15 protein-coding genes are annotated in these 18,492 nt (G+C 67.5%); 7 read left to right on the plus strand and 8 right to left on the minus strand.

The features are described 5' to 3' along the window. Window positions 1–16 precede the first annotated feature (16 nt). Both mutL and IB269_RS01995 read right to left on the minus strand, forming a co-directional pair. Window positions 17–2,053 (minus strand): DNA mismatch repair endonuclease MutL, encoded by a 2,037-nt coding sequence (gene mutL, locus IB269_RS01990; protein ID WP_192366307.1) that lies wholly within the window; start codon window positions 2,051–2,053, stop codon window positions 17–19. Between the two features lie 164 nt (window positions 2,054–2,217). Continuing rightward, window positions 2,218–2,508 (minus strand): glycine zipper 2TM domain-containing protein, encoded by a 291-nt coding sequence (locus tag IB269_RS01995; RefSeq protein ID WP_013801089.1) that lies wholly within the window; start codon window positions 2,506–2,508, stop codon window positions 2,218–2,220. 273 nt (window positions 2,509–2,781) lie between these two features. Here IB269_RS01995 and IB269_RS02000 point away from each other — a divergent pair, with 273 nt between their 5' ends. After that, complete coding sequence (locus tag IB269_RS02000) at window positions 2,782–3,432, plus strand: DedA family protein (RefSeq protein WP_043782650.1); 651 nt, start codon at window positions 2,782–2,784, stop codon at window positions 3,430–3,432. Window positions 3,433–3,506: 74 nt separating this feature from the next. Here IB269_RS02000 and IB269_RS02005 read toward each other — a convergent pair whose 3' ends face one another. The 3 genes from IB269_RS02005 to tsaE all read right to left on the minus strand — a co-directional run bounded on the left by IB269_RS02005 (window position 3,507) and on the right by tsaE (window position 5,978). Next, a complete protein-coding gene (locus tag IB269_RS02005; RefSeq protein WP_012206927.1) occupies window positions 3,507–3,731 on the minus strand; it encodes a glycine zipper domain-containing protein in 225 nt (74 codons plus the stop codon). 229 nt (window positions 3,732–3,960) lie between these two features. After that, window positions 3,961–5,454 carry an N-acetylmuramoyl-L-alanine amidase gene (locus IB269_RS02010; RefSeq protein WP_013801091.1) on the minus strand — a complete coding sequence of 498 codons (1,494 nt, stop codon included), beginning with the start codon at window positions 5,452–5,454 and terminating at the stop codon, window positions 3,961–3,963. Then, window positions 5,451–5,978 (minus strand): tRNA (adenosine(37)-N6)-threonylcarbamoyltransferase complex ATPase subunit type 1 TsaE, encoded by a 528-nt coding sequence (tsaE, locus tag IB269_RS02015; RefSeq protein WP_034396474.1) that lies wholly within the window; start codon window positions 5,976–5,978, stop codon window positions 5,451–5,453. Before tsaE ends, IB269_RS02010 begins: the two co-directional genes overlap by 4 nt. Before the next feature lie 12 nt (window positions 5,979–5,990). Here tsaE and queG point away from each other — a divergent pair, with 12 nt between their 5' ends. The 3 genes from queG (at window position 5,991) to IB269_RS02030 (ending at window position 11,490) form a co-directional block, all read left to right on the plus strand. Beyond that, complete coding sequence (queG, locus tag IB269_RS02020) at window positions 5,991–7,046, plus strand: tRNA epoxyqueuosine(34) reductase QueG (protein ID WP_097201598.1); 1,056 nt, start codon at window positions 5,991–5,993, stop codon at window positions 7,044–7,046. Between the two features lie 115 nt (window positions 7,047–7,161). Next, on the plus strand, window positions 7,162–10,209 hold the full coding sequence (locus tag IB269_RS02025; RefSeq protein WP_192366308.1) for a diguanylate cyclase: 3,048 nt from the start codon (window positions 7,162–7,164) through the stop codon (window positions 10,207–10,209). Window positions 10,210–10,434: 225 nt separating this feature from the next. Then, a complete protein-coding gene (locus IB269_RS02030; RefSeq protein WP_192366309.1) occupies window positions 10,435–11,490 on the plus strand; it encodes a helix-turn-helix transcriptional regulator in 1,056 nt (351 codons plus the stop codon). On the opposite strand, the gene speB is transcribed toward IB269_RS02030, so the two are convergent. Then, entirely contained in the window at window positions 11,487–12,557 is a 1,071-nt protein-coding gene (speB, locus tag IB269_RS02035) for an agmatinase (protein ID WP_192366310.1), read from the minus strand. The genes IB269_RS02030 and speB overlap by 4 nt on opposite strands. Window positions 12,558–12,581: 24 nt before the next feature. Further along, complete coding sequence (locus tag IB269_RS02040) at window positions 12,582–13,970, minus strand: sodium:solute symporter (protein ID WP_192366311.1); 1,389 nt, start codon at window positions 13,968–13,970, stop codon at window positions 12,582–12,584. A gap of 230 nt (window positions 13,971–14,200) precedes the next feature. On the opposite strand from IB269_RS02040, the gene IB269_RS02045 reads away from it, so the two are divergent. Next, complete coding sequence (locus IB269_RS02045) at window positions 14,201–15,094, plus strand: LysR family transcriptional regulator (RefSeq protein WP_012206919.1); 894 nt, start codon at window positions 14,201–14,203, stop codon at window positions 15,092–15,094. A gap of 21 nt (window positions 15,095–15,115) precedes the next feature. Here the strand turns inward: IB269_RS02045 and IB269_RS02050 are convergent, their stop codons facing one another. Further along, a complete protein-coding gene (locus IB269_RS02050; RefSeq protein ID WP_192366312.1) occupies window positions 15,116–16,024 on the minus strand; it encodes an AEC family transporter in 909 nt (302 codons plus the stop codon). A 327-nt stretch (window positions 16,025–16,351) separates the two neighbouring features. Between IB269_RS02050 and IB269_RS02055 the strand changes: the two genes are divergently transcribed. Then, entirely contained in the window at window positions 16,352–17,314 is a 963-nt protein-coding gene (locus IB269_RS02055) for a tripartite tricarboxylate transporter substrate binding protein BugE (RefSeq protein WP_012206917.1), read from the plus strand. 76 nt (window positions 17,315–17,390) lie between these two features. Further along, window positions 17,391–18,374 (plus strand): site-specific tyrosine recombinase XerD, encoded by a 984-nt coding sequence (gene xerD / locus IB269_RS02060; RefSeq protein WP_099733030.1) that lies wholly within the window; start codon window positions 17,391–17,393, stop codon window positions 18,372–18,374. The last annotated feature ends 118 nt before the right edge of the window (window positions 18,375–18,492 follow it).

Genomic DNA, 18,492 nt, shown 5'->3' on the forward strand with positions numbered 1-18,492 from the left:
CGGCAGCCGCGCAGGTTCAGCGACCGCGCAGGAACAGCGCGTCCAGCTCCTTCATGCTCATCTGCCGCCAGGTGGGGCGGCCGTGGTTGCATTGGTCGGAGCGCTCGGTGACTTCCATCTGGCGCAGCAGGGCGTTCATCTCGTCCAGCGTCAGGCGGCGGTTGGCGCGCACGGCGCCGTGGCAGGCCATGGTGGCCAGGATTTCATTGCGCGCGCGCTGCACCACGGTGCTGGCGTCGTGCTGGGCCAGCTCGGCCAGCACGCTGCGCGCCAGCTCCACGGCATCGCCCTGGGCCAGGGTGGCGGGCACGGCACGCACGGCCAGCGTCTTGGGCGAGAAGGGCGAGACTTCCATGCCCAGGGCCTGCAGCGTGTCGCCATGGGCCTCGGCCGTGGCCACTTCCTCGGGCGTGGCGGCGAAGGTGGCGGGAATCAGCAGCGGCTGGCTGGGGATCTGCTCTGCCGCGTTGACGGCATTCTTGAGCTGCTCGTAGACGATGCGCTCGTGCGCCGCATGCATGTCCACCACGACCATGCCCTGGGCGTTCTCGGCCAGGATGTAGACGCCGTGGATCTGGGCGACGGCGCGGCCCAGGGGCCAGATGGTTTCCTCAGCAGCGGCAGGGGTGTCCGCTGCCGGGGGCGTGAAGTTCGCAGGTGAAGGCTCGGAGAGGGTGACGGTGACGGTGACCGGCTGGGGCTGTGCAGCGGGTGCATAGCTGGCGGGTACATCGCCGGCAGGCCATTGCACGCCGGGCCTGTCCACCGGGTCTTCGGCAGCACCGGCAGTCTGCATGGCCGTCTGTGCGGGAAGCGCCACCGGGGCCGGCGCGGCTTCGCGCATGGGTGCCCACAGGCCCGCCATGTTGCTGACCTTGTGGCCGCCCTGTTCATCGCCAAAGCTCATGCGCGCCTGGGGCCAGGCGGGAGCCGCCACCTTGGGCGCGGTGGCCGGTGCGGCAGGGGCCAGCTCCGGGGTGCGGGCGGCTTCCTCGGCGGCAGCGGCGGCGGCGGCGGCCGCGCGCGGGGCGGCCAGCGCGTTCTCTATGGCGTGGCGCACGGCCTGGTGCACCTCGCGGCTGTCGCGAAAGCGCACCTCGATCTTGGTGGGGTGCACGTTCACGTCCACGCGCGCAGGGTCGATCTCCACATACAGCGCATAGACGGGCTGCTTGTGGCCGTGCAGCACATCCTCGTAGGCGCTGCGCGAGGCGTGGGTCAGCACCTTGTCGCGCACGAAGCGGCCATTGACGTAGCAGAACTGGTGGTCGGGCCGGGAGCGCGCCGCATCGGGAATGCCCGCGCGGCCCGTGACGTGGACGGCGCCCGACCAATGCTCCACCGCCACGGAGTTCTGCACGAAGGCGTCGCCCAGCACATCGCCCAGGCGGCGCGCAAGGGCTTCATCCGACATGCTGCCGGCGGCACGCCACTGCTCGACCAGCTTGCCTTCGTGCCAGATGGCAAAGCCCACGTCGGGCCGGGCCAGCGCATGGCGGCGCACGGACTCGATGCAGTGGGCCAGCTCCGTGGCGTCGCTCTTGAGGAATTTGCGGCGGGCCGGCGTGGAGAAGAACAGCTCCTTGACCTCGACCGTCGTGCCCTGGTTGCGGGCGGCGGGGCGCAGCTCGCCGCTGCGCGCATCGAGCAGATAGGCCGAGTCCTGGCCCGCAGGGCGCGAGAGGATGGATGCCTCGGACACCGAGCAGATGGCCGCCAGCGCCTCGCCGCGAAAGCCCATGGTGGCCACGGTCTCCAGGTCGTGCAGGTCGGTGATCTTGCTGGTGGCATGGCGGCGCAATGCCACGGGCAGCTCGTCGCGCGGGATGCCGCCGCCGTCGTCCTCCACCGAGATCAGCCGCACGCCGCCGGCCAGCAGCCGCACGTTGATCTGGCGGGCGCCCGCATCCAGTGCGTTGTCCACGAGTTCGCGCACCACCGAGGCAGGGCGCTCGACGACTTCGCCGGCCGCGATCTGGCTGATCAGCTCGTCGGGCAGGTCGCGGATGGGGCGGCGGGGGAGGGTGTCGGAGGATGGGATGGATGCGTTCACGCGGCAATTCTAGGGGCTCGCATCCACCGCTTGCGGGCTGTGGGAATGGGGTGTGCGGCGCCGGCGCCCGCAAAAAAAAGGAGCCGCGAAAGCGGCTCCAAGAGGCGTCCCCGGCAACAAAGGCCGGAGCCGGGGGCACTCTTTAAATGAGGGTGGCTGCAGGGTCAGCGGCGGCGGCCTGCGCGGTCGCTGTTGCTGCCCATCTGGTTGCCGACCAGCGCACCGGCCGCGGCGCCGCCCACGGTGCCCAGCGTAGTGCCGAACAGCGCGCTGCCCAGCACGCCACCGGCCACGGCGCCCACGCCCGTGCCCAGTTGCGCATTGTTGGGGCGGTGGGCGCAGCCGCCCATCGCGAGCGCGCCGGTCAGCAGGGCGGCGATGGCCAGGGTGCGGCCCATCGTGGAGCCGGACTGGCGTTCGGACTTGTGCGCGAAAGTGCGAAGGGTCTTGTTCATGGCTTGCTTCCTTGTGTCTTGGCGATGGTGGTGAGGCCGGGCCGGCATTGCCGACGGCATGGAAGCACTTTGCCTGCAAAAAGCTGACGCACTCATGAGTTTTTCGTAGAGTTTTATCAAGTTGTGTAACAAAACAAGCTTGATTTCAAGCATTTGTAGATTCCTGCAAGCGCCGGTGTGTGCGATGGCGTGACCGGCTCCGGCTCGGCCGTGGGGGCATGTCGGCGAAGTACAGTACGGGCCGGTGCGGCGCCCGCCGCGGAGGACTCTCTTTTGGAAATCATTCAGTTCCTGATCGACTTCATCCTGCACATCGACAAGCATCTGGAGGCCTTTGTCGTGGCCTATGGACCCTGGGTGTATGCGCTGCTGTTTCTCATCGTCTTCGTGGAGACGGGCGTGGTGGTCATGCCCTTTCTGCCTGGCGACTCGCTGTTGTTCATCGTCGGCGCGCTGTGCGGCGTGGGGCTCATGGACTATTCGATCGCCTGCACCGTGCTGCTGGTGGCGGCCGTGTTGGGCGACCAGTGCAACTACACCATCGGCCGCTACATAGGGCCCAAGGTGTTCCAGTGGGAGGACTCGCGCTGGTTCAACCGCCGCGCCTTCGACCAGGCCCACGCGTTCTACGAGCGCTATGGCGGCATCACCATCGTGCTGGCCCGCTTCATGCCGTTCATCCGCACCTTTGCGCCCTTCGTGGCCGGGGTGGCCGCGATGAACCGGGGCAAGTTCACGGCCTTCAATGTGGGCGGGGCGATTGTCTGGGTGTTCGGCATCAGCGCAGCCGGCTATTTCTTCGGCAACCTGCCCTGGGTGCGCGAGAACCTGGAGAAGATCATCTGGGGCCTGATCCTGGTGCCGGGCCTGATCGCGATCTTTGGCGCCTGGCGCGCAGGGCGCGCGCCCAAGACGGCCGCCTGAGCTTTCAGCGCACAGAAAAAAACCCCTTGCACCGTCATGGCGCAAGGGGTTTTTTCATGGAGCGGGAGTGAGGATCAGCGGCGGTCGTTGCGCTTGCCCACCTCGTTACCGATCAGTGCACCGGCGGCTGCACCGCCCACGGTGCCCAGCGTGCTGCCGAACAGGGCATCCCCCACGACACCACCGGCCACGGCGCCTACGCCGGTACCGATCTGTGCACTGCTGGGATTGGTGGAACAGCCGGCAGAGAACAGGGCAATGGCTGCTGCGGCGGCAATGGAATAAAGGCGTGTCTTCATGTTCATCTCCTGTGATGGCCTGCCTTGTCGCCGTAAGTGGCGTGTGGCGCAAGCACTGTGTGGAACATGTTTGCATGCTCTCATTCAGGGCTTGCGGCAGCGGTAGGAGATCTGCCCGAGCTGCCGCCGGGCGGCTCGGAAGTGTCGCGTCTTTGCCGTCCGACAGCGGCTGCGGGCGGCATCGCCCGCGGCCTTCGCCCGTGCCCTGCGCCCATGCCTTTTGGCTCTGTCAGACGGAGCGGCTGCGTGCCAGCGGCGGGTTGTGCGCGAAGTAGTTGCGGATGCCGCGCATCAGCGCGTCGGCCAGTTGCACCTGGTAGGCGCTGCTGCGCAGCCGGGCCTCTTCCTCGGGGTTGCTGATGAAGGCGGTTTCCACCAGCACGCTGGGAATGTCGGGCGCCTTGAGCACGGCAAACCCGGCCTGCTCCACGCGCGGCTTGTGCAGCTTGGCCATGTTGCCGATCTCACCCAGCAGGGCGCCGCCGAGCTTGAGGCTGTCCTTGATCTGGGCCGTGGTGCTCATGTCCAGCAGCATGCGCTGCACATGCTGGTCCTGCGAGCCCATGTTCAGGCCACCGACGATGTCGGACTGGTTTTCCTTGTTGGCCAGCCAGCGCGCGGCCGTGCTGGAGGCGCCCTTGTCGCTGAGCGCAAAGACGCTGGCACCACGCGCGGCCGGCGTGGTGAAGGCGTCGGCGTGGATGCTGATGAACAGGTCGGCCTGCACGCGCCGGGCCTTTTCCACGCGCGTGGCCAGGGGCACGAAGAAGTCGGCATCGCGCGTCATGAAGGCACGCATGGGGCTGCCGCCGATGCGGGTGTCGTTGATGCGGTCGCGCAGCAGGTGGGCGATCTTGAGCACCACGTCCTTTTCGCGCGTGCCGCTGGGGCCGGTGGCGCCGGGGTCCTCGCCGCCGTGGCCGGGGTCCAGCGCCACGATGATGATGCGGTCGGTCTGGCGCGAGGTGGCGATATTGGGCGCGGCGATGGGGGCAGGGGCCGGAACGGGCGCAGGCGCGGGAGGGCGAGGCGCCGGGGCCGGAGCGGCAGGGGAAGGGGCCTGTGCCACCACGGCGGGCGGTGCAGGCGTCTTGCCGCCGGAGCCGCTGCTGTGCTGGGCGATCAGGTCGCCCAACGGGTCGGGGGCTGGCGCCGTGGGGCCTGAGGGCCGGGGCAGCGGTGGTGGAGGCGGCGGGGGTGCCGATGCGACAGCGGTATCGTCGCCGGAGGCATCGCGCAGGCGCTCGCTGATCAGCGCCTCCAGCGGGTCCACGGCCTTGGCGGGGTACAGGTCGAACACCAGCCTGTGCTTGTAGGCCGCCACGGGCTGCAGCGTGAAGACCTGGGGCTTGGCGGGCTGCTTGAGATCGATGACCAGGCGCACCACGCTGGGCGAGTTCTGGCCCACGCGGATGGAGGCGATGTTGGGATCGTCGGAGCGGACCTTGGCCACCAGTTCACGCAGCGCGGGATTGAGGTCGATGCCCTCGATGTCCACGGCCAGCCGCGGGGGCTGGTCCACGAAGAACTGCTTGGCAGCCAGCGGCCGGTCGGACTCTATGGTCACGCGCGTGTATTCGGGCGCGGGCCAGACACGCACGGCCACGATGGTGGCGCCGTGCGCGATGTGCTGGCGGCCCAGCAGCAGCACGATGGAGCCCGCCTGCAAAAGATTGCGGCGCGACAGGCCGGACGGATAGGAGGAGGAGTTGGCGTCGCTCATGCCTTGAGTGCTTGGATCACGGCGCGTCCGACGGGCGTGCCGGCGAGCAAGGTCACCTGGCGCTGCGTCTCGTCGATTGCTTCGATATGAATAGCTATATCTGCCGCAGGCGTAAGCGCTGCAGCCTTTTCGGGCCATTCTGCCAGCTTGAGGCCGGGGCTGGCGAAAATATCGCGAAATCCTGCATCCTCCCACTCGCGCGGATCATCGAAGCGGTAGAAGTCGAAGTGCCAGATGGCCAGGTCCGGCGCCTCATGCGGCTCCACCACGGCATAGGTGGGGCTTTTGATGCGGCCCTGTACGCCCAGTGCGCGCAGCCAGTGCCGCACCAGCGTGGTCTTGCCTGCGCCCAGGTCGCCGTGCAGCGTGACGTAGGCGTTGCGCAGCGCGGGATGGTCTGCAAGCTGCTGCGCAAACCGCTGCGTGTCTTCCTCGCTGCCCCATATCCAGCGACGGCCCGCAGTTTCCGCATCCTGCGGCTGGGCGCTTTCTACAATCGAGGGAGTATGTTGTGCAGCAGTCAATTGGTTCCTTTGATGCAAGGCTGGGCCCGCGAGCTGGGATTTTCCCAAATTGGCGTGGCCGGCGTGGATTTGTCTTCTGCGGAGCCGGGTTTGATGCAGTGGCTGGCCCAAGGGTTCCATGGCGAGATGGACTATATGCAGGCCCACGGCCTGCGCCGCGCCCGGCCTGCCGAACTGGTGCCGGGCACGGTCAGCGTGATCACGGCGCGCATGGACTACCTGCCGCGCGACACGCCTGCCGATGCGCCGGGCGCCTGGCAAGCGGTGGAGTGGGCGCGGCTGCAGCGGCCCGACGAGGGCATTGTCTCCGTCTATGCCCGGGGGCGCGACTATCACAAGGTGCTGCGCAACCGGCTGCAGAAGCTGGCCGAGCGCATTGCACAGGAAGTCGGCCCCTTCGGACACCGCGCCTTCACCGATTCCGCGCCCGTGCTGGAGGCGGAGCTGGCCCGGCGCAGCGGCCAGGGCTGGCGCGGCAAGCACACGCTGGTGCTCAATCGCGAAGCGGGCTCCATGTTCTTCCTGGGCGAGATCTATGTGGACCTTGCGCTGGAGCCCACGGAGCCGGTGACCGCGCACTGCGGCAGCTGCGCGGCCTGCATCACGGCCTGCCCCACGGGCGCCATCGTGGCGCCGCACCGGGTGGACGCGCGGCGCTGCATCTCCTATCTGACCATCGAGCATGCGGGCGCCATTCCCGAGGAGCTGCGGCCGCTGATGGCCAATCGCATCTATGGCTGCGACGACTGCCAGCTGGCCTGCCCCTGGAACAAGTTCGCCCAGCCCAGCCGCCTGCCCGACTTCGATGCGCGCGAGGCCCTGTCCGGCGGGCAGCTGGTGCACTTCTTTGCCTGGGACGAGCCGACCTTTCTGCGCCTGACCGAAGGCAGTCCCATCCGGCGCATAGGCCATGCGCGCTGGCTGCGCAATGTGGCCGTGGCGCTGGGCAATGCCTGGCGCGAAACCGGCAACGCGGCATTGCAGCAGGCGCTGGCCAGCCGCGCCGAACATCCAGACGCTCTGGTGCGCGAGCACGTGGCCTGGGCGCTGTCGCAAAGATCGGATTGAGCTGATAAGACCAGGGCGCTTGTGTGTGAAACAATTGTTGCGCTCTGTCGGAGTGCCCCCCGGCGGCCTGTTGCGGGCCACTGCCCTTGAAGGCGCGGGGCCTGTGTGACTCAACATGATGTTTGATATGCGCGCAAAGCCTCCCCGCAGCCTGTCCCGCCTGCTGAACGCAGAACCGCTGACCCAGACCACTGTGGCCGTCTGGGTGGGCCTGTGCTGCGTGCTGCTGGCCACGGTGGCGTACTGGACGGTGCTGGTGGACAGCCACCGCACGCAGCGCAGCTTTACCGAGTCCCAGTCCTGGCTGCGGGTGGGGCAAATGTCGCATGCGGTATCGGTGCAGGTGCAGACCCTGCTGTCCGGCCTGGACTACACCATGCGCGGGCTGGAGTCCGACTTTGCCGATGGCGATGTCGACGGGTTCCGGCGTGCCGTGCAGACCACGTTCGACGCCTACCCGGCCGGCACCTTCCTGCAGATCGCCGTGGCCGATGAGAAAGGGGACATCGTGTACTCCAACCTCCAGCAGGAGGCGCAGACGCGGTCTGCCAAGGTCTCCATCCGGGACCGCGAGCATTTCCAGGTGCATGCCAACCGCGAGAACATGGGCATGTTCATCGGCCGCCCCGTGCAGGGGCGTGTCTCCCACAAATGGACCATACAGCTGAGCCGCGCGCTGTACCGCCAGGGGCAGTTCTCGGGCGTGCTGGTGCTGTCGCTGTCGCCCGAATACATCTCGCGCTATTTCCAGTCCATCTTCGATGGCGCCAACGACGTCATCCTGCTGCTGCGCACCGATGGCGCCTACCTGGCGCGCTCGCAGGGGCAGGAGCAGGTGATGGGCCGCTCGGTCTCCGATGTGCGCGTGGCGCTGTTCGCACCGGCCCTGGAGCGCGGCACCTACGAGGCCGAATCGTCCGTCGATGGCGTGCAGCGCATGTATGCCTGGAGCCGGGTGGAGGGTTATCCGCTGATCGTCAGTGCAGGGCTGGACAAGAAAGCCATCTTCGAGTCGCTGGAGGCATCGCTGGAGCGCGGCCTGCTGCGCAACGGCATAGGCACGGCCGTGCTGCTGCTGGGCATGCTGCTGACGCTGTGGCTGGCGCGCCAGCGCCAGCTCAGCGAGCGCATGCGGCTGCAGGGTGAGCGGCGCTTCGCGCGGCTGGCGCAGGAGGTGCCGGGCGGGCTGTTCCAGTTCCGCATAGGCGCGGATGGACAGTTCCGGTTCCCTTTCACCAGCCCCGGATTCTTCGAACTGCATGGCGCCAAGGCCGATGCCGCCAGGTTTGCCGACCATGAACTGCTCAAGCGGGTCCACCCCGAGGATTTGCCGGCCCTGGCGGCCTCGGTGCAGGCCAGCGTGGGCAGCAAGGGTGTCTGGGAGCACAAGTACCGCGTCTACGGCTCTGCAGGCGAGCTGCGCTGGCTGCATGGCCATGCCCGGCCGCAGCAGGAGGAAGACGGCTCCCTGCTGTGGCATGGCTATGTGCACGATGTGACGCAGGACCAGGCCATGCAGGAATCCATACGCCACAGCGAGGAACGCCTGCGCCTGACCGTGGGCGCCGTGCGCGACGGCCTGTGGCAGTGGGACTGCCGCAGCGGCCATGTGGAATGGGATGCCCGCTGCTACCAGATGCTGGGCTTCGAGGCCGCGCAGTTCCCCATGAACTATGACGCCTTCTGCGCCATGGTCCATCCCTCGGACAGGGCGCGGATGCTGGCGCGGCTGCAGCGCCATGCCGAGGCCGGGGCCGATTTCCGCGTGGAGATGCGGCTGCGCAGCTCGGCCGACAGCTGGCTGTGGGTGGAGTCGCGCGGCGAAATCACCCAGCGCGATGCCGACGGCAAGCCCGTGCGCATGCTGGGCACGCACACCGACATACAGCAGCGCGTGGAGCAGTCCCGGCTCATCAAGGCCTTGCTGGACCGGGGAAGCGCCCTGATCGTCATGGCCGGTCCCCAGCGCGAAATCCTCTATGCCAACGAGCGCGCGGTGCAGACCTTCGAGATCGAGACAGACCGGCTGCCCGGCGGCGTGAACTTTCGCTCCCTGCATGTCAGCGACGAGAGCTTCGAGCGCTTCGGCCAGCTCTACGCACAGCTGAACGCACGCGGCACGGTGCGCACGGAATGGATTTTGCGCATGCCTTCGGGCTCGGGCCACTGGTTCGACATGCAGGGCTCGCTGCTGGACCCCGACGAGGACGACGGCCGCGTCATCTGGACCATGATCGATACCGACGCGCGCCGGCGCGCCGAGACCGCGTTGGCCGAGACCCAGCACCGGCTGGAGGCCATCATCGACCGCTTTCCCGCAGGCATTCTGGTCACCGACGCCCAGGGCCGCCAGGTGCTGGCCGCCAACCGCATGCTGGCGGCCGCGCTGCGGCTGGACATGGCGCCTGCCGCCCTGGTGGGGCTGGGCATGCCGGCGCTGATCCAGCTGCTGCCGCCTTCGGTGGCTGGCGTGCTCAGCGCGGGGGCCGTGGCTGGCCGGTCCCTGCATGCGCTGCCCGACGACCACTATGTGGAGATCGAGGGCATGCAGCTGCGCGACGGTGACCGCTCCATCGGCCACTGCTGGGTCTTCCACGATGCGACGGAGCGGCAGCAGCGCGAATCCCAGCTGGAGACCCTGGCGCTGACCGACGCGCTGACCGGCATTCCCAACCGCCGCGCCTTCATGGAGCGGCTGGCGATGGAGCTGGACCATCTGCGCAGCGGACTGGTGGCGCACTCCACGCTGATCATGCTGGACATAGACCACTTCAAGCAGGTGAACGACGGCTACGGCCATGCGGTGGGCGATATCGTGCTCAAGGAGCTGCTGGCCTCGGTGGCGCAGGAAATGCGCAAGGAAGACATGGTGGGCCGGCTGGGCGGCGAGGAGTTTGCCGTGCTGCTGTCCGACACCGATGCCGAGGTGGGCCTGCGCCGCGCCGAAAGCCTGCGCGAAACCGTTGCCGCGCGCGCCATCGATGCGGGCCTGGCCGGCGACCTGCGCATCACCATCAGCCTGGGCGTGTACGAGCTGCAGCGCAGCGATGCCTCGGCCCAGGGCTGCCTGGAGCGTGCCGACGCCGCGCTGTACTACTCCAAGCGCAACGGCCGCAACCAGTCCACGCTGTGGAGCGAGCGGCTGCCTGCCATCGCGCGCTGATACGCGCTGATCCGGGCTGGTGCGGCGCACAGGCCTAGGAATTCACCCCGGTGAATTTTCAGAATCATCCAATGGCCTGATCGGGCCGCAATCCCGAAAATCCTGGGTTCATGCTGTCGCGTGGACCTGCCGCCTCTTGCCTGGCCCCAACACTCGGGTGCGGCCGACTCTCCGTGCAACCCATCACAAAAGGAGGCTGCGCGCCGAGCGCAGGGCGAGGAATGTATGACGTACAACCGCTGGTCCACGGTGCATATCGCGCCGCTTTCGCGAGCGCAGTTCTGGAGCGATGCCAGCCGCGAGGCGCAGATGCCGCACACGCCCTTGGTCGCTCAGCCCGAGCGCTTCGAGGCCGTGCTGACATCGCGCGGCGTGGGCGCGGTGGTGCTCAACCGCATCCAGATGGCGGCCGAACATGGCATGGAGCGCCTGCATGACGATGGCCAGCGCGCAGGCCCGCCCTGCCTGCTGTGCGTGCTCTATGCCAAAGGTGGAGCCCAGGTATTCGCACCGGATGCACCTGACGTACCTGACCTGTCGGACGTGCCGGACGTACCGGATGCCTCGGCGTCATCTGGGAAACCGGGCATGGCGGTTGCGAGCAGGGGGCTGCAGGCGCAACCCGGCCAGCTGTTCCTGCTGGATGAGCGGCGCGGCTACCGCATCTGGCAGAAAGAGGCCGTGGACCTGGTGGTGCTGGCCGTGCCGCTGGCACTGATCGATTCGCGTGGCGGCCTGGCTTCGCAACTGCTGGCACGCAGCCTGCCCGACTGTGCATCGCTTCAACTGCTGGTCCAGCAGATGCAATTGCTGGCCGCGTGGCAGGACCCCTTGCCCGAGGCCGAATCCGCCAGGCTGTCCGACTTGGTCATCAACACCGTGAAGACCGTGCTGCAGGCCAGCGCCGACATGGCGACGGCCCGACCCGGCGCGCCCATGCACGTGCTGTTGCGCAGGGTGCGCCAGCTCATTGCCCGCCAGTACCCGGACCCGGCGCTGGGGCCCGAGCGCGTGGCGTCCAGGCTGGGGCTGTCCGTGCGCTCGCTGCAATCCCAGCTGTCGCGCGAAGGCACCAGCCTCAGCGCCGAACTCATGGCCTATCGCCTGGAGCGCGCCCATGCGCTGCTGCGTGGCACGGAGCCGGGAACGCTGGGCATTGCGGAGATCTCGCAGCACTGCGGTTTCAGCTCACCCGCGCATTTTTCCCGGCGGTTCAGGGCACGCTACGGCAGCACGCCGCTGGGGCTGCTGCGGGATGCGGAGGGCGGGCAGGGGGGCTAGGCAGGCTGGGCGGCGCCGCGCCCGGCGTGGCGTGCGCAGATCAGGCCGAGGATTTCGAACATCATCTGCGCGCCTGCGTGGGCGGTGTTGGTGGTGGCGTCGTAGGCTGGCGACACCTCCACCACATCGCCGCCCACGATGTGGATGCCGGCCAGGCCGCGCACCATGGCCTGTGCCTCGCGCACGGTGAGTCCACCGACCTCGGGCGTGCCCGTGCCGGGCGCAAAGGCCGGGTCCAGGCAGTCGATGTCGAAGGAGACGTAGACGGGCGCATCGCCCACCACCTCGCGTGCGCGGGCAATGACGCCGTCCACGCCCAGCGCGGGAATGTCTTCGGCATGGATCACGGTCATGCCCGACTCATAGGAAAACTCCCAGAGATATTCGGCCGCGCCGCGTATGCCGATCTGAATGGTCCGCGTGGGGTCGAGCACGCCGTCCAGCACGGCCTGACGAAACGGGCCGCCGTGGTGAAAGCGGCTGCCGTCGAAGGGGCCCCCGGTGTCGCAGTGGGCGTCGAAATGCACCAGGGCCAGTGGCCGCTCGCGGCCCAGTGCGCGCAATATGGGCAGGGTGATGGAATGGTCTCCGCCAGCGGCCAGCGGAATCACGCCGGCCGCATGGATCTTCGCGAAGGCCGACTCTATGTCGCGGTGCGACTGCTCCAGGCTGTAGCGGCTGGACAGCGGCACGTCGCCGATGTCCGCCACGCGCAGCTCGCGTGTGGGAGCGGATCGAAGCACATGGTTGTAGGGGCCCACGCGTTCGATGGAACGCAGGGCCCGGGGGCCGAAGCGGCAGCCGCTGCGGTTGCTGATGCCCAGGTCCATGGGCACGCCGATCAGCGCGGCCTGGAGGTCGCCAAAATCCGGGCGGCTCCAGTCCATGGGACGCATGGGCGCGTCCAACAGCGTGGGCATGCCTGCGTAGGGCGCGTTGCGCGTGCCGCTGGCATCGATGATGTGGGCGGCCACGGCGCGGAAATGCGGGTCGTGTATCACGGACTCGTTGGCGCCGCCGAAGCGTGCGCGCAGCGCCTGCAGCCTGTCTGGTGTGAAAAGCGTCATGTCGTCTCCGATTCAGTGCCGGGATCAGGATTGAATGCCCGACAGCGAGCGCTGCCGCGTGCGCTGCGCCAGGCTGATGAGGATGAAGCTGGCCGTGCTCACGGCCAGGCTGGCATAGATGGGCGTGTTGGCGGCCAGGCCGTCCCTGACCATGAAGGCGACGGCCGTGGTGCAGCCCAGCAGCATGCTGGCGATGGCGCCCGCCGTGGTGGCCCGGCGCCAGTAGATGGCGCCGATCAGCGGCACCAGCATGCCGCCCACGAGCAGGTTGTAGGCGGTGGTCAGGGCATTGAGCACATCGTCAACCACCAGGGCGATGCCGAGCACGGCCAGCCCCACCAGCAGCGTCAGCAGCCGGTGCCAGCGCACATCGAACAGCGGCCGGCCGCCCCGCAGCAGGGGCACGAGGTCCTCGGCCAGCACGGTGGAGCCGGCCAGCATGGCGGCGCTGGCGGTGGACATCATGGCTGCCAGTGCGGCAGCGATCACCAGGCCGCGGATGCCGTCCGGCAGGCTGGCCTGCACGATGGCGGCAAAGGCATTGTTGGCGTTGTCCAGGTCCGGCAGCAGCACGCGCGCTGTCATGCCCACCAGGGCGCCGACCAGTCCGTAGACCACGCAGTACACGCCGGCGAGGCTGCCCGCCACGGCGGCCACCCGTTCGCTGCGGGCCGTGAACACGCGCTGCCACACGTCCTGGCCGATCATGATTCCGAAGAAATAGATGACGAAGTAGGTGGCGATGGTGTCCCAGCCGATGTGTGTGACATCGAAGCTGGACGCAGGCAGCCGTGCAACCAGCTGGTCCCAGCCGCCCACGCGGTACAGGCAGATGGGCAGCAGGATCAGCATCAGGCCCGCGGTCTTGATCACGAACTGCACGATGTCCGTCAGCGTCAGCGACCACATGCCGCCCACGGCCGAGTAGATGACCACGACGCCCCCGCCCACCAGGATGGAGATCCACAGCGGCAGGTCGAACAGCACCTGCATCACGGTGCCGATGGCGATCACCGACGTGGCCGCCAGCATCAGCGAGTAGGCCAGCATCACCAGGGCGCTGGCCTGCTTGGTACGGGCGCTGTAGCGCCGCTCCAGCACCTGGGTCACGGTGCAGATGCGCAGCCTGAGAAGGGGCTTGGCCAGGAACAGGTTGAGCACCAGCAGGCCCGCGCCCAGCGCCGCGCACAGCCAGAATCCGGAGATGCCGTACACATAGCCCAGGCGCACCGTGCCCACGGTGCTGGCGCCGCCTATCACCGTGGCGGCCATGGTGCCCATGTACAGGCCGGGCCCGAGGTTGCGGCCGGCCACGAGAAAGTCCTCCTGCGTCTTCGCGCGGCGCATGCCGTACCAGCCCAGCAGCAGCATGGCTGCCGCGTAGATCACCACGACCGAGATATCGAGCAACATGGTTTGTCTCCCTTTTGTTGCGGCCCTGTTGGCAGGGGCCTCTTGAAACAGCGGTATCCATGGAAGTGAATTCCCTGGCCCGCCCCTCTTGTTCTGTATTGCAGTCCCTCTTTGTTCAATCCAGATGTGCTGCAACAGCCGTGGATGCTAGACAGCAGCCCGGATTGCATCCATTTCAAGTTCCATTTACAAACATCGACAAGAATCGATCTTTTCCGAGTGAAAACCCCATGCTCCATACCGTTTCAGATCTGGACCTGCGGCTGCTGCGCGTGTTTCTGGCCATCGTTGACGCGGGCGGCGTGTCGGCGGCGCAGGCCAGCCTTGGCGTAGGGCAGTCCACGCTCAGCAGTCAGCTGTCCACACTGGAGACGCGGCTGGGTTTCAGTTTGTGCGAACGGGGGCGCGGCGGCTTTCGCCTGACGGCCAAGGGCCGGCGCTTCGTCGATATGGCTCGCACGGCCCTGCAGGGACTGGAAGGCTTCAGTGCGCAGGCGCGCAACATGCACCGGCAGCTGGTCGGCAGCCTGGCCATCGGCCTGATCGGCAATGCACCCATGGAATACAACGCGCTGATGGGGCGGGCCATACAGCGCTTTCGCCAGCGCGACGAGGCTGTGCGCCTGTCGGTGCTGGTGCGCGGGCCGCGCGAGCTGGAGGAAATGCTGCTGCGCGACGAGCTGCAGGTCGCCGTGGGCTATTTCCTGCACCGCGCGCCAGCGCTGGAATACACGCTGCTGTTCAGCGAAAGGCAGGTGGCCTATTGCAGCGCCAGCCATCCCTTTGCCGCACGCGCGGGTCGCATCGGCGCGCAGGAGGCGGGCGAAGCCGACTGGACCTGGCGCACCTATCCGCTGCCGCAGGCACCGCTGACGGGGCGTCCGCGCCATGTCACCTCAGAGGCGGACAACATGGAGGCGGCCGCCATCCTCATCCTGTCAGGCGCCCACCTGGGCTACCTGCCCGAGCACTACGCGGCGCCCTATGTGGCTGCCGGCCTGCTGCATGCGCTGGACGAATCCCTCTTCAGCTATGACGTGGACATCACCATGGTGGCCAAGAAGCGCGCACGCCAGGATGACATCACGGCCGCCTTCACGGACGACATGCGTGCTGTGCTGTAGGGGCGCCGTGGCACAGCGGCATCAGTACTGCAGCAGGCTCAGAGCAAACGGCAGGCTGAGCACGCCCAGCAGCGTGGACAGCGTGACCAGCCCCGCCACATACGAGCCGTTGTAGCCCATGCGCGCGGCCAGCACATAGCACGACGATGCGGTGGGCAGGGCAGAGAAGGCCATGAGGATCAGAGCCTGCGCACCGCTCAGGCCAAACGCCCGCACCATGGCATAGGCGATCAGCGGCTGCACCAGATGCCGCACGGCCAGCAGGCACACGGCCAGCAGCTTGCCGGCGGCCAGCGCGCCGAACTGCATGCCGGCGCCGGCCGACATCAGGCCCAGCGCGATGGAGGCTGCGCCTATGCGGGAGATCGACGGCTCGATCAGCGCCGGCAGCTTCAGCCCCAGCGCGCTGAACACCAGGCCCGACAGCGTGCCCACGATCAGCGGATTGCGCACCAGCTGGCCCAGGAAATGCTGGTTGCTGCCGCGCGCCATGGGCCAGACGGCCGCGATATTGCACAGCGGCACGCTCACGCCGATCAGCACCGAGATGAACAGCAGGCCCTCAGGCCCGGCCAGCCGGCTGGCCAGCGCCAGGCCGATGAAGGAGTTGAAGCGAAACGCCACCTGCACGGCGCCGGCATGTTCGCGCACATCGATGCGGCCGCGCAGGCCCGGCCACCAGGGCAGGCTGTAGGCCAGGCCGATGCCCACCAGGGCCGCGCACACGCCAGCGGCCAGCAAGTGGGAGGTGGCACCCCAGTCCACCGGGCTCTTGACGATGGAGTGGAACAGCAGCACCGGGAAAAGCAGGTAGTACACCAGCGCCTCGACTGCCTGCCAGACCGTGCGGTTGAGCTGTGTGAAGCGGCACAGCACGTAGCCAAGCACGATGAGCGAAAAATCGGGGAAGAGCAGCACGGCGTAGTTCACGGGGGCAGAGCATAAGCGCAACCCCGCAGTCGCCGCGTCTCCCGAGAAACCATGGCGCGAGGCTAGGGGTAAACACCGGGAAATCAGTGCTGCGACAAACTGTGACAACCGGGCCCCGGGCCTTAGCATCGCTGGGGTCCACACAGCCGATCCGAAAGCGCAGGTCCTGACGACCGTCAAGCGCGCAGCGGGCTCCAGGCCCCACCATGGCTGTTCCGTGGCAGCGTTTGCGAGCCTTCGTTTCGCAGACCATCCATCCGCAGGCACGGCCTTGCGGATGTCCATGAAACCTTCTTCGTCAACACGACCCCCAAAAGGAGATCTTGTATGAATCGTCGCAGCTGGATGGGCCTGACCCTGGTCCTCGCAAGCACCGGAGCCCTGGCCCAGGCCTATCCCACCAAGCCGATCAAGCTGGTGGTGCCCTTCGCCCCCGGTGGCACGACCGACATCATCGCCCGCGTGATCGCCGAACCCCTGACCAAGGAACTGGGCCAGCCCGTGGTGGTGGACAACCGCGGCGGTGGCGGCGGCGTCATCGGCGCCATGGAAACCGCGCGCTCGCAGCCCGATGGCTACAGCCTGGGCATTGCCACGGTCTCGACCACGGCGACCAACCCCGCGATCAATCCCAAGATCTCGTACAACACACTGACGGACTTCACGCCCATCATCAACGTGGCGGCCACGCCCAACGTGATCGCGGTGAACCCCAAGTTCCCCGCCAAGGACTACAAGAGCTTCGAGGCCGAACTCAAGAAGTCCCAGGGCAAGTACTCCTATGCCTCCTCGGGCACGGGCGGCATCCAGCACATGCTGATGGAGCTGTACAAGAGCCTGACCAACACCTTCGTCACCCACATCCCCTACCGCGGTGCGGGCCCGGCGCTCAACGACGTGGTGGCGGGCCAGGTGCCCATGGTGCTGGACAACCTGCCCTCGGCCCTGCCGTTCATCAAGGACAACCGCCTGGTGCCCATCGTGGTGGCCGCGCCCCAGCGCCTGGCCGTGCTGCCCAATGTGCCCACCTTCAAGGAAGTGGGCCTGGAGCCGGTGAACCGCATGGCCTACTACGGCATCCTGGGCCCCAAGAACATGCCCAAGGACGTGGTGGACAAGATCAACGCCGCCGTGCGCAAGGTGCTGCAGGACCCGGCTGTGCGCAAGCGCATCGAGGACACGGGCTCCCTGGTCATCGGCAACTCGCCTGAAGAGTTCGCCAAGCAGATCAAGGACGAGTACGAGACGTACAAGAAGGTGGTTGCTCAGCAGAAACTCACGCTGGAGTAAGCACCGCATTGAGCGGTTGGCTCAGAACCCGAGGCTCCTTGCGGACCTCGGGTTTTTTCGTTGTAGGCTTGATGGGATGTCCCAAGTGCCTGTTGCTTCCATCGCTTCCCCATCGGCTGCCGAATCCGAATCTGCTGCCGATCCTGCATCCTGGCCGGCGCCGCTGCCGGCCAGCCTGGATGCGCTGGACCTGTTCATGGATGCGCTGCTGCTGGAGGACGGGCTGTCGCGCAATACGCTGGCGGCCTATCGCCGGGATCTGACGGCCTGGGGGCGGTGGCTGGCGCACCAGCAGCCGCCGCTGGCGCTGGATGCGGCGGGCGAGCTGGAGCTGCAGGGCTATTTCGCGGTGCGGGTGGAGCAGACCAAGGCCAGCTCTTCCAACCGGCGGCTGACGGTGCTGCGCCGCTACTACCACTGGGCGCTGCGCGAGCAGCGCATTGCCGCCGATCCCACGGCACGCATGCTGGCGGCCCGGCAGCCGCCGCGCGTGCCGCATACGCTGACGCAGGCGCAGGTGGAGGCACTGCTCAGGGCGCCCGATGTCGATACGCCGCTGGGCCTGCGTGACCGCGCCATGCTGGAGCTGATGTATGCCAGCGGCCTGCGCGTGAGCGAGCTGGTGGATCTGCCCTTGCATGGCATCGATCTGCGCTCGGGCGTGTTGCGCGTGACGGGCAAGGGGCAAAAGGAAAGGCTGGTGCCCTTCGGCCAGGAGGCGCACTGGTGGCTGGAGCGCTACCTGGCCACGGCGCGCGGTGCCATCCTGGGCGGGCAGCGCAGCGATGCGGTCTTCGTGACCCAGCGCGGAGCGGCCATGAGCCGCGTGATGTTCTGGGTCATCGTCAAGCGCTGCGCGCAGGTTGCGGGCGTCACGGCACCGCTGTCGCCGCACACGCTGCGCCATGCCTTCGCCACCCACCTGCTCAACCATGGCGCAGACCTGCGCGTGGTGCAGATGCTGCTGGGCCATGCCGACATCTCCACCACCACCATCTACACCCATGTGGCGCGCGAGCGGCTCAAGGCATTGCACGCTTTGCACCATCCGCGTGGTTGATTGGGTGTGGATGGTTCGCCGGTTTGGGTGTTTCTGCCGTTGAAATCGTCGAAGTGGCAAAGCCTGTCCCGGGGATATGCGCTTTGCAGAACAATCACCGCCGTGTTCGATGTGTTTC

It is taken from the genome of Delftia sp. DLF01, from assembly GCF_014852125.1.
GTDB lineage: Bacteria > Pseudomonadota > Gammaproteobacteria > Burkholderiales > Burkholderiaceae_C > Comamonas > Comamonas acidovorans.

Coding starts and splice junctions, on each gene's coding strand:
- IB269_RS01995 (WP_013801089.1), bottom strand. CDS start 2,508: ATGAACAAGACCCTTCGCACTTTCGCGCACAAGTCCGAACGCCAGTCC.
- IB269_RS02005 (WP_012206927.1), bottom strand. CDS start 3,731: ATGAAGACACGCCTTTATTCCATTGCCGCCGCAGCAGCCATTGCCCTG.
- IB269_RS02010 (WP_013801091.1), bottom strand. CDS start 5,454: ATGAGCGACGCCAACTCCTCCTCCTATCCGTCCGGCCTGTCGCGCCGC.
- queG (WP_097201598.1), top strand. CDS start 5,991: ATGCAAGGCTGGGCCCGCGAGCTGGGATTTTCCCAAATTGGCGTGGCC.
- IB269_RS02025 (WP_192366308.1), top strand. CDS start 7,162: ATGATGTTTGATATGCGCGCAAAGCCTCCCCGCAGCCTGTCCCGCCTG.
- IB269_RS02030 (WP_192366309.1), top strand. CDS start 10,435: ATGACGTACAACCGCTGGTCCACGGTGCATATCGCGCCGCTTTCGCGA.
- speB (WP_192366310.1), bottom strand. CDS start 12,557: ATGACGCTTTTCACACCAGACAGGCTGCAGGCGCTGCGCGCACGCTTC.
- IB269_RS02040 (WP_192366311.1), bottom strand. CDS start 13,970: ATGTTGCTCGATATCTCGGTCGTGGTGATCTACGCGGCAGCCATGCTG.
- IB269_RS02045 (WP_012206919.1), top strand. CDS start 14,201: ATGCTCCATACCGTTTCAGATCTGGACCTGCGGCTGCTGCGCGTGTTT.
- IB269_RS02055 (WP_012206917.1), top strand. CDS start 16,352: ATGAATCGTCGCAGCTGGATGGGCCTGACCCTGGTCCTCGCAAGCACC.
- xerD (WP_099733030.1), top strand. CDS start 17,391: ATGTCCCAAGTGCCTGTTGCTTCCATCGCTTCCCCATCGGCTGCCGAA.